The sequence below is a fragment of the Mesotoga infera genome (assembly GCF_900157305.1).
In the GTDB taxonomy this organism is placed as follows: Bacteria; Thermotogota; Thermotogae; order Petrotogales; family Kosmotogaceae; genus Mesotoga; species Mesotoga infera.
Window position 1 is genome coordinate 61,375 of the sequence record NZ_LS974202.1, and the last position, 14,050, is coordinate 75,424.

The 14,050-nt window shown below is 45.0% G+C and carries 10 protein-coding genes; 3 read left to right on the top strand and 7 right to left on the bottom strand.

The genetic code is table 11. From position 1 onward, the window contains the following. Nucleotides 1–29: 29 nt before the first annotated feature. The gene (locus tag MESINF_RS00285; RefSeq protein ID WP_169697973.1) at nucleotides 30–1,280 is read right to left on the bottom strand and encodes a LemA family protein; all 1,251 of its coding nucleotides are present in this window, start codon (nucleotides 1,278–1,280) and stop codon (nucleotides 30–32) included. 14 nt (nucleotides 1,281–1,294) lie between these two features. Then, nucleotides 1,295–2,521, bottom strand: coding sequence for a S41 family peptidase (locus MESINF_RS00290; RefSeq protein WP_169697974.1), 1,227 nt, complete (start codon nucleotides 2,519–2,521; stop codon nucleotides 1,295–1,297). A 204-nt stretch (nucleotides 2,522–2,725) separates the two neighbouring features. Between MESINF_RS00290 and MESINF_RS00295 the strand changes: the two genes are divergently transcribed. Further along, complete coding sequence (locus MESINF_RS00295; protein WP_231936790.1) at nucleotides 2,726–3,493, top strand: metallophosphoesterase; 768 nt, start codon at nucleotides 2,726–2,728, stop codon at nucleotides 3,491–3,493. On the opposite strand, the gene MESINF_RS00300 is transcribed toward MESINF_RS00295, so the two are convergent. The 3 genes from MESINF_RS00300 to MESINF_RS00310 all read right to left on the bottom strand — a co-directional run bounded on the left by MESINF_RS00300 (nucleotide 3,494) and on the right by MESINF_RS00310 (nucleotide 7,210). After that, a complete protein-coding gene (locus MESINF_RS00300; RefSeq protein WP_169697976.1) occupies nucleotides 3,494–4,003 on the bottom strand; it encodes a type II secretion system protein in 510 nt (169 codons plus the stop codon). It abuts the gene before it with no gap. 310 nt (nucleotides 4,004–4,313) lie between these two features. Beyond that, on the bottom strand, nucleotides 4,314–4,955 hold the full coding sequence (locus tag MESINF_RS00305) for a DUF47 domain-containing protein (protein WP_169697977.1): 642 nt from the start codon (nucleotides 4,953–4,955) through the stop codon (nucleotides 4,314–4,316). 221 nt (nucleotides 4,956–5,176) lie between these two features. Next, the gene (locus MESINF_RS00310; RefSeq protein ID WP_169697978.1) at nucleotides 5,177–7,210 is read right to left on the bottom strand and encodes a 5'-nucleotidase C-terminal domain-containing protein; all 2,034 of its coding nucleotides are present in this window, start codon (nucleotides 7,208–7,210) and stop codon (nucleotides 5,177–5,179) included. Nucleotides 7,211–7,494: 284 nt separating this feature from the next. On the opposite strand from MESINF_RS00310, the gene MESINF_RS00315 reads away from it, so the two are divergent. Both MESINF_RS00315 and MESINF_RS00320 read left to right on the top strand, forming a co-directional pair. Then, nucleotides 7,495–8,583 carry a M24 family metallopeptidase gene (locus MESINF_RS00315; protein ID WP_231936928.1) on the top strand — a complete coding sequence of 363 codons (1,089 nt, stop codon included), beginning with the start codon at nucleotides 7,495–7,497 and terminating at the stop codon, nucleotides 8,581–8,583. A 147-nt stretch (nucleotides 8,584–8,730) separates the two neighbouring features. After that, nucleotides 8,731–10,209: an MFS transporter gene (locus MESINF_RS00320; protein WP_169697980.1), complete on the top strand. Its 1,479-nt coding sequence runs from the start codon at nucleotides 8,731–8,733 to the stop codon at nucleotides 10,207–10,209. Here the strand turns inward: MESINF_RS00320 and MESINF_RS00325 are convergent, their stop codons facing one another. Then, nucleotides 10,210–12,153 (bottom strand): ABC transporter ATP-binding protein, encoded by a 1,944-nt coding sequence (locus MESINF_RS00325; RefSeq protein WP_169697981.1) that lies wholly within the window; start codon nucleotides 12,151–12,153, stop codon nucleotides 10,210–10,212. 2 nt (nucleotides 12,154–12,155) lie between these two features. After that, nucleotides 12,156–13,886 (bottom strand): ABC transporter ATP-binding protein, encoded by a 1,731-nt coding sequence (locus MESINF_RS00330; protein ID WP_169697982.1) that lies wholly within the window; start codon nucleotides 13,884–13,886, stop codon nucleotides 12,156–12,158. Nucleotides 13,887–14,050 lie beyond the last annotated feature (164 nt).

The following is a 14,050-nucleotide window of genomic DNA, read 5'->3' on the forward strand; positions in this document are numbered from 1 at the left end:
GGACGGGGAAACCCTTCCGGTCTTTTTCATTAATTCTTTAAAAGCTCCTGCGGAACAAGTCTGGCGATCTTTGCCACTAGTGCATCCGGAATCCTTTCGATTCTGGTGTTGTAGAAAGTGACTATGTCGTTATAATACGATCTTGAGAGCTCTATCCTGTTTTCGGTATCGATAAGTTCCTTCTGGAGCTTCAAAACGGCCTCGCTGGATTTGAGAGAAGGGTGCTCCTCTATCAGGGCAAGCAACCTACCGCTAACACCTTCAAGGCCATCATACGATTCACTCCTCAAAGAAGCCAGCGTCTCTTGTACTCCTTGTTCATACCGCATCAAACCCGAGACGGTCGAGACAAGCGTGGGAATCAAATCCTTCCTCCGTTTCAACTGAATTTCGATCTGGGACTTACCCTGTCTGGTCCTTTCTCTCAGAGATTTGAGAGAATTGAAAACTGTCCAGAACCATCCGATCGTCCAAACAACCAGGTACAGGCCTACGGCAACGATAGGATTCCTGTAGGGAAAATGTATCCAACCGTATCCTGTCCGGTTAGATATGAAGGCCGTAAAGAAGGCTACAGCCAACCCTCCAAAAGCCAGGCGCCAGTAATCGAAACCATAGGAACGACTCACCCTTTTTTCATCATCCATAGAAATCAGAAAGAGGGGAGCTTCTCGATCATAGGCTATCTCAGCGGCTACTTTATCCTCCCTCTCGCGTGCCTGCCCCATAAAATACAGCGTAGAGCCGTTGGGTATTATTGTCTCTGCGAAACACCTCCTGTAGTCGGAATTCGTTATTGAGCCGGCCGGACCCTTTCCGTAATACATAGGATCAAAAGGACCACAGTAGTGGTTTAGGATACACTCGCCATGCAGCACTTTTGCACCTTCCGGTCTCACCTGTATTTCACCACTCTCGTCTCTGAGCATGAAGCAGGACATCTGCTCGTCGGAGGCGACTGTCTTCCAGCCACTCTCGGTTCTTGTTCTAGTCTTTGTCTTACCCTGTGAATCGGTGTAGGTTTCAGTTACGGTTTTGCTCCAGTGCTCGGATATGTTCCATCTGTAATATACGCATTCGCTTTCGGTCAAATAACTGCGAAGAGGTGAGGAGCATTCGACTTTTCCCGAAACTTCAACAAGTCCAATGAAAACTCCGTGGGTTTTCGAAGTGGGAGTGTCGTCCACCAGCCGCTTCTTTTTCAAAGCCTTTAAAGCGAAAAAAAGCAGAATCAATGATATGGCGGTGCCGACCAAGAGAACCACTGTATTGAAGGCCATGACACTACTCCCGACTATTCCGGTATGGGAAGTGACTCTATATATTCAACGACAGGGTCACGCATGTAATAATAATCTTCGAAACTCCTCTCTATAAGGATATCAGGCATCATCGCCTCGGAAGTATCGGAAGTAGTCCTCCAAAAAGTCGTCGAACAGTGAACTGTGATTCCACTGTTTGGGAGAGTAAAACTTCTGGGAGCTCCATAGTGACGCGGACTGCCGCCCGTAGGTTCTCCCAGGAAAATCGCTCTGGTACGCTTTTTCATAGATATTGCATTCAGGATTGCCGAGGAAAACGTCTCCCTGCCGATCGCAACGAAGAGCCTGCCTTCTCTGTTGTATTTGCAATCTAGCATCATCCTTAATATGAAAAACTCCAGAATCAGCGAATTACCGCCCCCATTGTATCGGAGATCAAGTAAAAGCCTTTCGGCATCCTGTCTTCTCATATACGAAAACATTTCGCAGATGAAGAATATGAAAGGCTTTCCCTCCTGGCTTTTGCAGCTGTCGTAGTGAAAGTGGAGCAGTTTAGAATCGGGATAGAGTTCGTACCAATAGTTGTCGTTTGTTTGGCCTATATATGTTTTCTGTGCGCGCTCCTGAACCCATTGAAAATCCCCTTCGGCTGGTAGGACGATTCTTTCGAAAATTTCTCCGTCCTTATCCAATTTCAACTTCAGGCCATCTCCCTCTCCCGTCAAGTTTAGAGCTTTCATTATCTCGACTCTGGTAAAGTAATTTGGTAATGCCGATATGAAACCCCATTCGTTATCGTGTGAAACAACAGGCCTGAGCACGTCTAGAAGCTCTTTCATATCTAGTCCATTTACACCAACGAGCCGTGTGTTCAATAATTCGCGGTTATTCTCGTCGGTAGCGATTATGTATATCCCGTCCTTGAAGGAATAGGGATATACTGGAAAGCCTCTCAGCACGGTGTATGGATATATTACAGTATGACCGTCCCCAATCATAGCAACCAGTGCCGTAAGAGAAGTATATATCTCGTACCACTGTAGATTCTCAATGTCGGTCTGAAGTTTCTGAAAGGCCCGGGTAAATTCCTCCTGACTGACTTTGTTAAAAGCATCGGGATGTTGCTTGACCAAAGTTCTTTCTAGAAAAGCTATATCCTCTCTCCACTCATTCGCTGTTAGGTCTCTCAAATTAACATTCCCGGCGACGGTCAGCGAGATAATAAGCAACACAATAAAAAACAGAAATTTTCTGCGCATTTGCAACCTCCTTTCATATCAATGGATATTTTAACACTATTGGTTTCTAAAACAACCCGGTTAGCTTTGAGAGCGACTTTTGGTTGTTTTGCCATACTGATTGATTGCAAGACTCAATTATTTAGCATTAAGAGGTTTGTGTCTTCACGGAGGTTTTTGATATACAATTGAGTAGAATGTTTCTGTGAAATGGGGATTGTTCATTTGAAGCACTGGAAGCTCTGTTTATTATTATTTGTGCTCTTGATTTATGCTTTTGTTCTGGAGCCAAATATTCTGATGGTCGAAAGGTTGAAACTCAGCGATACGCCCTCGTTGAAAATAGCCTTCTTTGCCGATATTCATATTTGGATACAGAAGCCCCTCCACTCGCTTTTCCTTAACGAGCTCAGGCAGGAAAAGGTCGATCTCATACTCTTCGGGGGAGATGTGCTCTCGCCTTACACAGACATGAAATATTTCGCCGAGTTTTTTACGGAGCTTGCTTCTATCGCTCCCATCTACGCTGTCTATGGCAATTGGGAAGAATCAGAGACGGCAGTCGTTGACCGTATTTTCAAACAGGCCGGTGTGCAGGTTCTTCACACACGTTCGACCGTGGTCGAAATTCACGGCAAAAAGATAGGAATAACCGGTGCCCCATCTCACCATTATTTCTCGTGGACACGTTTTTTGCCTGAAGAGGAATTCGATCTCAAGATATTAATGGTTCACGCACCCAACATGTTGGAAGGTTCGGCCGATATTCTAAAGAAGTACGACCTTGTCCTGGCAGGCCACACGCATGGAGGTCAGTTCTATTTTCCATGGATAACCGAATGGGTTTTGAAAAGCACCAGAGGTTTCAGCGGCAGGTATTTCAGGGGTATGTACAAACTGGACGAAACAAAAATATACGTAACCAGAGGACTTGGTGGCTGGTTCCCGGGAAGATTCGCCAGTCTTCCCGAATTGGTCATAATCGAGCTATGATTACTGGTAGATGTAGAAATTGATCTTGTAATAAATAATACTGTCGCTTTCCTCCAGAGAGCTATCTTCAAGATAGACGGGCGTGTAGGTGCTCCACCGACTTTTCAGATCGGACCATGTCGTAGATGAAGCATCACTCAATACCTCTCTGACCTTATCAAAAAGATTATTACCCTTATGCACGATGTAGGCATCGAATGTTTTTACCTGGTCGGTTACGTAGTAGATTATGTGATAGGTAGATCCATTGACGTCTCTGGCAACATCGGAAAGAGAGTCGATGCCCTTTATCTTTTCGTTGTTGTCAACACCATCAGTCAGAGCGATCCTTTCGATAGAATCCGCCAGGGTTTTCATGTTTTTTGCGATCTCGGTTGCTCTTGCTTTCTGAGAGGCATTCATGGCTATCGGTACGATCAAGGCGATCAGTGCCGCAATTATAGATAGCACGATAAGTAGCTCAATCATCGAGAACCCTTTTTTCTTTGAATGAATCTGTACGCTTTTCAAAACAGGTCCCCTCCCGGCTTTTGTATAGTTTATGCAATTTCATGCCAGATATTTTCAAAGCGTAAATTCATTCAAACGATTTTGCATGCTCTATACATGAACTTTCCTGGAAAAAGACAGAAGTAGGTTTCCCGGTTTAGGCGATTTTCGTGAAATCAATTTCGTGAAAAAACGATGGAAAGTATAGTTTCATTTGATTGTTGCTTCAGATTCTCAAGAATACAACTCTAGGCCTAATACAGGCAAAAAATTAGCGAAGTTGATATCCGTTACACATTACAGATCCTGAATGTTTTTAGAGGTTAAAAGGCTATACTCTTCGCTTCAGAACAATTATCTCCATCATGTCAGAACAGTCCTCGGAGAGGTTTGCGATGTTGCCTATAGAAATAACAAGTTCTCTGAGCTGTCGCTTTTCTGCCAGAGAGATGTCTTTTTCGAAGATCTTTTTCACGAGTGCTCTCTCATGACTGTCTTCGATGTTCTCAAGTTTTTCAGTTTCTTTAATTTTCTCCTCGGCGACGTCCAATTCCTGGAAAAGGTTGACAGCGGCTTCGCGGCAGACTCTATAAGTTTCCACCGAAAGCTGTACCTGTTTCAACAGGTCTTCTTTGAGATCGTCAGAGATCACGAGATTCTGCAAAACGATCTGATCGACAACGTTCTCGGCTTCGTTGGCAACTTTGTCGAAAGCCTCCGCTAGCCCCAGAAAATCCCCTCTGAAGTTCGGTAGAAAAGCACCCTGGTACATCGCATTTTCCATTTCGCGCCTTTTACTGTCCGCAGCCGATTCCATCTTGTGAACTTCCTCGGCATAGATCTCTATCGATGTTTCGTCGTTGTGTAAGATAGCAAGAAAGACTTTTTCGAGGTTTTCGAGAGTTCTTCCTATGTATTCCAGATGCTCTTCGAACAGCTGTATTATGGCCATTTCCTTCTTACCGAAAAACATCAGAGGTCCACCTCCAGGCTTGAGAATACCTATGAATCCATTAGAGCCGTTTCCTCTCATACAAATCACGCCCATCACTGAGATTTCGGTTCCGGCAACAAGAATGGCTACTAATGAATTTTATTACTTATATATTATGACACTTTTATGTGATTGTGTTCCCAGTTATAGAAAAAGCGGAGAGGGAAATCTCTCCGCTTATTTGAAAAGCCCGCTACTCTTCAATTGGCGGGATTGAGTATGGTTATTCTACCTTCTACCTGTGGAGCAATTGTTCCATGTCTCACTACATATTCGGCAAATGCATCTCTGAGGAAGGATTTCGTCACTATTATTTTCTTCGTTTCGAGGAACATAACGAACTTGTCTCCACCTCCGGTGAGAAAGTCGTTAGCCGTTAACGTATAAGTCTTTTCCATATCAATGGGAGCTCCTTTCGAAGTTACGGAGACCAGTCTGCTGTAAGGGGGCTTAGATGCGTCGAAGGTATATTCGAGATTCGAGACCTGCAGGAACTGGCCTGCAGCAGCCGGGTAGGCAGAGATACCGTGTTCGAGAACGTCCCATATCTGTTTGCCGGTGATTTCTACTGCAACAACCAAATTATCGAATGGAAGTACAGTGTATACATCCTTGATTGTTATATCGCCTTTGGGTATACTTGCTCTTACTCCGCCGCCGTTCTGTATAGCGAAGTCGGTGCCGGTCATCTCCCTCAAACTGTCGGCGATAGCATTGGCCAGGTTAGATTCCTTGAGCCTCACCGTACCCCTCTCTCCATCCAGGTCGACTTCCGTTCTACCAATAACGGTGTTCATTTTTTCATCTAGCTGTGCTACATAACCGTTCACGAGTTCAACGACTGCCTCGTCCTGTGGAAGGTTCTGACTCATGAAGATGTGTGCAAAGTTGATACCAATGACTTCATTGTTAAATATGTTCAGATTTGTCTTTGAAATTAGTTCTCCGTGTTTTCCGGATGAAATGACCCAGCTTCCGTTGATCTTTTCGGGGAAGGCAACGACGTCTCTGCCGCCTTCGAATATGAGATCATAACCCGGAACCTTTTCAGGAAGTATCCTGTTACCTGTATGCAGATGCGCCAGAGCGATCACCAGGTCTGCCTGCGGAGCTACTTCATCTAGCACTCTCTGGGCGGCCGAATACTGTTCCTCGAATGTTATTCCGGCGACGTTTCTCGGGTGGGTGTACCAAGCGCTGCTATCGTCTGTAAGCCCGACTATGGCGATTTTGAGACCTCCGATCTCCTTCATAACATACTCCTTAAGAAATTCCACAGGTTTCTCCATATAAAGAGTATTGGCACTCAAGAAAGGGAAGTTGGCGAGTTTACTATTTCTCTCCATAACGTTGAAAGGAAAGTCGAAGTCGTGGTTTCCGATCGCCATTGCGTCGTATCCCATCATGTTCATTATCTTAATTACGGGCTCGCCCTCGAAAAGGTTGGCAACGTTGGTATTGTATGGCGCATCCCCTACATCCAGAAGCAGGAGGTCCGGTTGTATTGCGCGTTCGGTACTTACATAGTAAGCCATCTTCTCCATAGCACCGATGGGATATTTTGCACCGCTCGGTGTGTAAGGCTCTATATGGCCGTGAATGTCGGCAGTTGCTAATATTGTGATCACCTGAAAGTTGGGGTTATCCACGAAATTTGAGAGTATCTGTGCGGCCTCTTCTCTTCTCAAAGGTCTTTTCAGGGATAGTAATTCGGCGGGAGCATAAACCAGCTCAGCGAGCTTGGCGCCGTAGTCGATCTCTTCGTCAACTCCGAAGACTACTCTTGCTATCGCCTGACCGAATTCAACGCCGGTAATAGCCTCATAGGGGCGGTACATACCATCAACTACTTCTATGGCTCGAACCTTTATCAACCCCTCGATGTACTCCTCTCCATCAATTCCCACCGTATCTTTGGCGGAGGGTACAACGAAGCCTTCATCGATTACACCGAGCGGGTCGGTATAAACGAATTTCTTTTGTACCTCTTCTTCGGTGACCATTGGATAAATTGCTGAGAGTTTGAATGTCTTCACTATCCATTCGGCCGCCTCTGCTCTGGAAAGAGTGCCTGAAGGATTGAAGAGATTATCTTCGGCCTCTACGATCCCAAAAGCGTATAACTTCTCGATGGCGGTTGAAAATGGGCTGGTCGATACATCCTTCAGGTTTGCAAAAGATATTACACAGAACGCGACCAGAGTTAAGATTAGAACGAATTTGTTTTTCCGCATGTTACACCTCCTCTTGATGAAGTACCGAAATACTTATAGCCACCAAATAAACCTATCTGCCTAAGTCTTTTTCAAAGAATCTATCAGAAGGTCAGATTATATGATTGTCGGTTTATCCGAACAGTACCTTCATAAGCATTATAAGCCCTTATGATGACAAGACAAAGCTGCCGCTTCAAGATTAACATGAATCGACAGTAATTCAGTGGATCTAGAAAAGCAATATCATCGGGAATGACTTTCTGATAGAATGGGGACGAGCTTTCAAATGGAGGGGTAGTGTGATGCGCTTTGATATCGTCAGGAAATACATGAATGAAAGATGTATTGACGCAGTTTTGCTCGACTCACCTGACAGTATCTACTGGTATTTCGAGGGGGAGGTCGATTCCAGGATCGATCATACACGCGAACAGGGATCTTTCTCACTCTTGATCGCAGGCAACAAAACTATTGCGATTTGTCCGGAATTCGATTACGATAGACTGAAAGACGAAGTCCTTCCACCTGAGGTAGAAGCGATTTCCTGTAGTGGATGCGAGAAATTCGACCACGTCGTAAGAAGATTCTGCAGATCATTCGAAAAAGTCTCAACCGATAACCGGAGAATATGTGACGAAAAGTTTTCGCTTCTTGACGAAGAATTCTATCTAAATATGCAGGAATTGAACGATAGAGAGATAATGAGATTGCGTATTATGGGAAAGTTGAGCGAGAGTATTCTCTGTGAGTTCGCTCAAGAACTGCAACCTGGTATGACAGAGCTGGAAATAGAGAAGGTGTTGAGGGCGCTTCTCATAGAATCCGGTTTGGAGGTTCCAATTTTATGCGTTGGCTCCGACGAGAGGGTGACCAGGTATGTTTACCCGGTTTCGACCGGAAAGAAGATACAGAGATACATAGTTATGAGAGCAGTAGTGAGAAAGCAAGGTTTAAGAATAGCCTTCACACGGTACTTTCATTTTGGAAAGATCCCTCTGGAAATCGAACAGAACCATGAGCGCGTATCGGGTGTCTTTGCAAAAGCCGCAATAGCCATGATGAAGGCCAGGAATGCGGGGGAGATTTACGAGGAAATTCAGAAAGCATACTCAGAGTTAAAGATCACTCCGGATTTCAACGGTTATCCACTGGGAACCCTTATTGGATATTCGGGAGAGAAGTTTGAAGTATCCCAGAACTCTAATCTCCCGCTGAGAAGCCCGGCTGCATATGTGTTGAGCCCAAGGGTTGGCGGAATATTCAGTGAAGACACGATACTAATGTCCGATAGTGGAACGGCCGAATTCGTGACCCTCAGCGAAGACTTCCCAAAAATCAAGGTGAAGCTTGAAAGTTTCAGGGTTCACAGGCCGTGGATAATGGTTTTGTAATTTTCTGCTCTCTTCAGTGCGGACTACAATACCATGGAAGTCCTTGGTTAAAGTAAAGCACCATTCAAAGTATCGTGACATTATACCGTTGAAGAATGATAAACTCTCAGTGAGAAATCCATTTATTATCCGCGGTTGGGAGTAAAGATGCAGGAATACGTTGACTTCACAAGACCTGAATACAAAAAAACCAGAAAACTTGCTATCCTTGAAGGTTCTTTTTACAACATGGCCTTCCTGGTCACACAGGGTTTCATTGTTACAGGTCTGGCGCTGGAGTATGGAGTATCGGAGTTCTTGATAGCCATAATCGGAGTATTGCCGACCCTGGCACAGTTGACCCAGCTGATCTCGCCGATCTTTTTGAGACTCTTCAAAAGCAGAAAAAAATCGATGGTTTTTGCAGCCATTATAGGCAGGGTTCCTCTGGCCTTTATACCGCTTACTCTGGCGATTGGCATAAAATTTCAATCATTGCTTCTCATAATACTTGCCATGATATCTTTGGGGAACTCGCTCGTTGGAACTTTCTGGGCATCAATAATGAGAGATGTGATCGAGCCATCAAGCACGGGAAAATATTATGGTAGAAGGAATCTGATTCTCTCACTTTCTTCGATGCTGATCACCCCTCTCTATTCGCTCATACTGGACACTTTCGAGGGTGATACTGGATTTATAATAGTGACGGTTATTGCCACCTGTTTTGCCATGATAACCATCCTCCTGTTGATGAATCACTATAACCCACCTGTGAGAACATACGGTAGCGGACGCATGTTCAAAGAGGTCTTCTCAAATCTAAAGTTCAGGCAGTATTTGAAGTTCTCTGTTCTTTGGAACTTCGCCATAACTGTTTCAGGACCCTTCTATTCTTATCATCAACTGGTTAACCTCAAGGTGAGTTATTCATATCTCAGCGTGCTGAGCATTGTAGCTTCTCTTACATCGATGATCATGTACATCCTTTGGGGAAAGATCTCCGACCAGATAGGCCACCAGTCTGTAGCCGAATTTGGCATTCTGGGAGCCACTTGTCTTGCGTTGATGTGGACTTTCGTGACACCCCAATCATATCCTATTCTGCTGCCAGTTGACGCGATAGTTACCGGTGTTGTCTGGAGTGCCATAAACCTCTGCATATTTACAATGATGATGGGAATGATGAAGGGATTGTCAGTCGAGCCGTATTTTGCAGTCCAGGCATTTCTCAACGGACTTGGGGCACTTGGAGGGTCGTTGCTAGGCGGCGTAATAGCCTCTTTCCTGAAGGGAAAGGTAATATATCTGCTGGGTATGGAGTTTCATGGGATTCAGGCTATCTTTCTGTTGGGAAGTATGTTGAGACTGAGCGCTTTCTTTATGCTGAAAAAGGTTCAGACTCCTAAAATTAAGAGTGTCTCGCAGCTGTTCTTCAACGTCATGTCAACCGTCGGTAGGAGAATGGCCACAAGACCTTACGAATATCCTATGCTCTTTATGGGTGCAGGAAGGAAGAAAATCGAAAAAGAGCATCTCCCATTGGACCTTCCCGAGTCTCTTAAAGAACCGGGAGATGACATATTTATAGAATCTTCGACCGGAGACGATCCCGAGGACAGGAGCGGTCTGGAACCGCACGAGTGATCAGGCAGTGTCACCGAGTTCGTACTGGAGCCTGTACAGGTCGGTGTAGATACCCCCCTTTGAAAGAAGCTCTTCATGGTTACCCGATTCCACGAGTGAGCCCCTATGAATGACCATTATCCTGTCGGCGTTTCTGATCGTAGAAAGTCTGTGGGCGATTGTGATCATGGTCTTTTCTGATGATATCCTCTCCATCGCTTTCTGGATGAGCGCTTCGGTCTCGGTATCCACGTTGGCAGTGGCCTCATCTAGAACCAGTATGTCCGTATCGAAGACCACAGCCCTGGCAAGTGCTATGAGCTGTCTTTCACCAGCTGAAAGAGTTCCTCCCCTCTCGAGTATCATCGTGTCGTACCCGTCGGAGAGCTTTTCTATGAAGCTGTGAGCATAGACGTACTTGGCCGCTGAAATAACTTTCTCCCGGGATATAGAATTGTCGAAAAGTCTTATGTTATCTAAAATACTTCCTGAAAACAGAAAAACATCCTGTAACACCACGCCAACTTTTTTTCTCAGACCTTGAAGGTTGTAGTCGTATATGTCTTTCCCATCGATTCGTATCACGCCCGATTGTATCCTGTATAACCCTGTCAATATGCTTATTATTGAAGTCTTTCCGGCTCCGGTCTCTCCGACGAAGGCGATCTTTTCTTTCGGCTTCACGGAGAACGAAATATCTTTCAAGACGTTGTGTTTACCATCATAGGCGAAAGTGACTTTCTCGAATTCCACAGAACCTTTGAAACTAGAGGGGAGGGCTTTTTCATGGTGATAGATCTCTTCTTTTTCGTCCATCAATTTGAAGATCTTTTCGGCCGAGGCCAACGCGTTCTGAACGATATCGTATTTCTCTGCTATATCGTTCAGGGGTCTGAAGAACATATCTATATAAGAGACGAAGGCTACCAGTACACCAAACTCGAGTACATTGCCAATTATTCCTTTCACGCCGAACCAAACAACTATGGCTATAGTGATATAGTAAAGCAGATCCAGCAAAGGTCTGAAAATAGCGAATACCCAGAGCTGTTCCATTAGACTTTTGAAATAGTTTTTATTTACTCCGTCGAACTCTTCCCTCTTGCGCCTCTCCTGATTGAAGAGCTGAGTGATAGACATTCCGGAAATGTGCTCGGCTAGGAAGGCGTTTATTATGGCCAGCCTAGTTCTGACCTTTCTATATGCGAGCCTGTCGAAATATCTGAAAAGGAAGATGGCTGCTGCTATCACCGGCAATATTAGCAGTGTAATCAAACCCAGTCTGAAAGAGAGGTTTAGCATGATTATTATGATTCCACCCAAGAGTAGCACGTCCTTAACTATAGAAGTAATAACGCTAGTAAAGAACTCGGCCATGTTTTCGGTGTCGTTGGCTATTCTGGTGGCCAGCCTACCGCTTGGGTTGGTATCGAAGAATCTCATCGGTACTCTGAGAATATGACTGAAGAGATCCACTCTTATGCCATGGGTGATCTTCTGTCCCATGTAAGATGTGGCGAAAACCTGTCCGTAGTTTATGAAAAAGAGGGATATAAGTATCATCACCATATAAAGTGCCAGTCGCCCTATCCCGTTCAGATCTTCAACTCGCAGCTCTTGGAGTTGTTGCTGAGTGATAGGATATTGCAAAACTCCATCAGTGACGACGTAATCACCACTTTCCGTCTGCTTCAGCGAGAAGGTTCCCTCTTCGGTATCGATGAAGCTAACCGAATCCCCCTCGTGAATCACAACGAGCGTGTATTCATTGTTCATGTAATCGTCTATCACCATCTTCGACAGAAGAGGTGGGAGAAGATCCAGTCCAGTGGAGGCGCCGATGAGAACGAGTGCTAGAATAAGTATCGGGAGATAAGGCTTGGTGTATTTCCAGAGCCTGAAGATTACCTTCCAATCTTCGACTTTCAGTTTTTCTTCCGCTTCGCTATATACATTTTGGGCCATCGCTAATCCTCCTTGAGCTTTTCCTCTATCATCTGGCGCTCGTACATACGCTGATACAGGCCGCCGTTCCCGATCAGATCGTGATGCTTACCTCGCTCCACGATCCTTCCTTCATGCATGACATAAATCATGTCGGCATCCACAACGGCCTTGAGCCTGTGAGAAACTACCACTATCGAATGCTTTCCCTGTGAATCTTTAAGAGAGTCGAGTATCTTCTTCTCGGTCTCTGTATCGACGGCCGATAGACAATCATCCAGAACAATAATGGGCGTTTGTTTGATCAGAGCTCTAGCGATGGCCACTCTCTGCTTCTGGCCACCGGAAAGCGTTACTCCTCTTTCTCCGACAAGTGTGTCGTAACCTTCAGGAAAACTTATTATATCCTCATGAATCGAGGCTATGGAGGCGTACTTTTCCACCTCGCTATCGGTGAGTTCCATATTACCGAACCTTATGTTATTCCTTATCGTTTCCGAGAAGAGAAAAGTCTCCTGCGGAACGTAAGCTATTTTCTCTCTTATAACCTCAGGGGGAAGACGATTTATATCGTATCCATCGATAAAAAGCATTCCCTTTTCTATCGGGTAGAGACGAGCGATCAATTTTGCAAGTGTAGATTTGCCCGATCCGGTGGTTCCAACTATCGCAACCTTTGTACCGGGGTTCAATTCGAAATCTATATCACGGAGAACAGGACGATTTCCGGTAGGATATGTGAACGTGAGGTTTTTTAGCAAAATATGGCCATTGAAATCCTCTAGCGATACGGGATCTTCAACAACGATGTTATTCTTTTCTTCGAGTACTTCCATCAACCTTTTATAAGAAGCCCGACCTCGCTGAACCATATTTATTACCCATCCAAAGGCCGTCATAGGCCAGATAAGCATTCCCAGGTATGATGTGAAAGTGACATATTCTCCAAGTGTGAGCTGGCCGAGAACTACCATCTGTCCTCCAAAGAACGTCGCCAGCACCGAGCCTAGCATTGACAGCATCTGTATAAGGGGAAAGAACATCCCCCATACTTTTATCAGTTTAATATTCTCCTGAACGTAGTTGTCGGACTTCTCGTTCAGAGTGTCGTTTCTCAATCCCTCTATACCATAGCTTTTTATCAACCTGGCACCAGAGATGGATTCTTCGACCGTGTCGGTCAGATTTGAAAAGGCAGCCTGGACTCTTTTGAACCTCTTGTGAATGATTCTGCCGAAAAAAGTCGATACTACCGCGAGAAGAGGCAGAGGAATGATAGCGATCCATGTGAGCTTCCAGCTGGTGAAGGAACCCATTGCTATTATCGTGACTGATATGAGGAAGATCGAATCTATGGTCATAACTATCGCCGGTCCCATAGCCATTCTCACAGCGTTGACATCGTTGGTGAACCTGGCCATCAGATCTCCTACTCTCGTCTTGTCGTAGAACGTTGGAGGCAAATCCAGCAGCTTTTGAAATAGCGTCTTCCTGGCGTAGTATTCGAACCTCCTGGCCGAACCCATTATGAATACACGCCAGAAGAGACGTGTTATGAACAGCCCCAAGGCTACACCTATAACTGCCAGAATCAGAAGTCCGATGTATTCAATATCCTGGACGCCGCTCCTGAGTTCGTCGACTATACTTCCCATGATTCTTGGTGTTATTAACATGAGTGCATCGACTGAAATCAAAAAAAGGATACCGATGAGATATCTGTACCAGTTTTGCTTAATGAAATACCTTATCAAATGCACCACTCCACAAGTTAGCTTAACTGACGTTATCAATCATAAGAGATAAGCCTCTTCCACTGGTGATGGAAAGATTAACATTCTCTCGATCGAAGGTCGGCCATTTTCTTCAATGTATTATAATATCATTAACAGATTCGATCAAACAGACATTGGTAGGT

What these genes read in the sequence shown, in the direction of transcription:
- MESINF_RS00285 (WP_169697973.1), bottom strand. Translation starts at nt 1,280, where the DNA reads ATGGCCTTCAATACAGTGGTTCTCTTGGTCGGCACCGCCATATCATTG.
- MESINF_RS00325 (WP_169697981.1), bottom strand. Translation starts at nt 12,153, where the DNA reads ATGGCCCAAAATGTATATAGCGAAGCGGAAGAAAAACTGAAAGTCGAA.
- MESINF_RS00315 (WP_231936928.1), top strand. Translation starts at nt 7,495, where the DNA reads ATGCGCTTTGATATCGTCAGGAAATACATGAATGAAAGATGTATTGAC.
- MESINF_RS00310 (WP_169697978.1), bottom strand. Translation starts at nt 7,210, where the DNA reads ATGCGGAAAAACAAATTCGTTCTAATCTTAACTCTGGTCGCGTTCTGT.
- MESINF_RS00320 (WP_169697980.1), top strand. Translation starts at nt 8,731, where the DNA reads ATGCAGGAATACGTTGACTTCACAAGACCTGAATACAAAAAAACCAGA.
- MESINF_RS00290 (WP_169697974.1), bottom strand. Translation starts at nt 2,521, where the DNA reads ATGCGCAGAAAATTTCTGTTTTTTATTGTGTTGCTTATTATCTCGCTG.
- MESINF_RS00305 (WP_169697977.1), bottom strand. Translation starts at nt 4,955, where the DNA reads ATGTTTTTCGGTAAGAAGGAAATGGCCATAATACAGCTGTTCGAAGAG.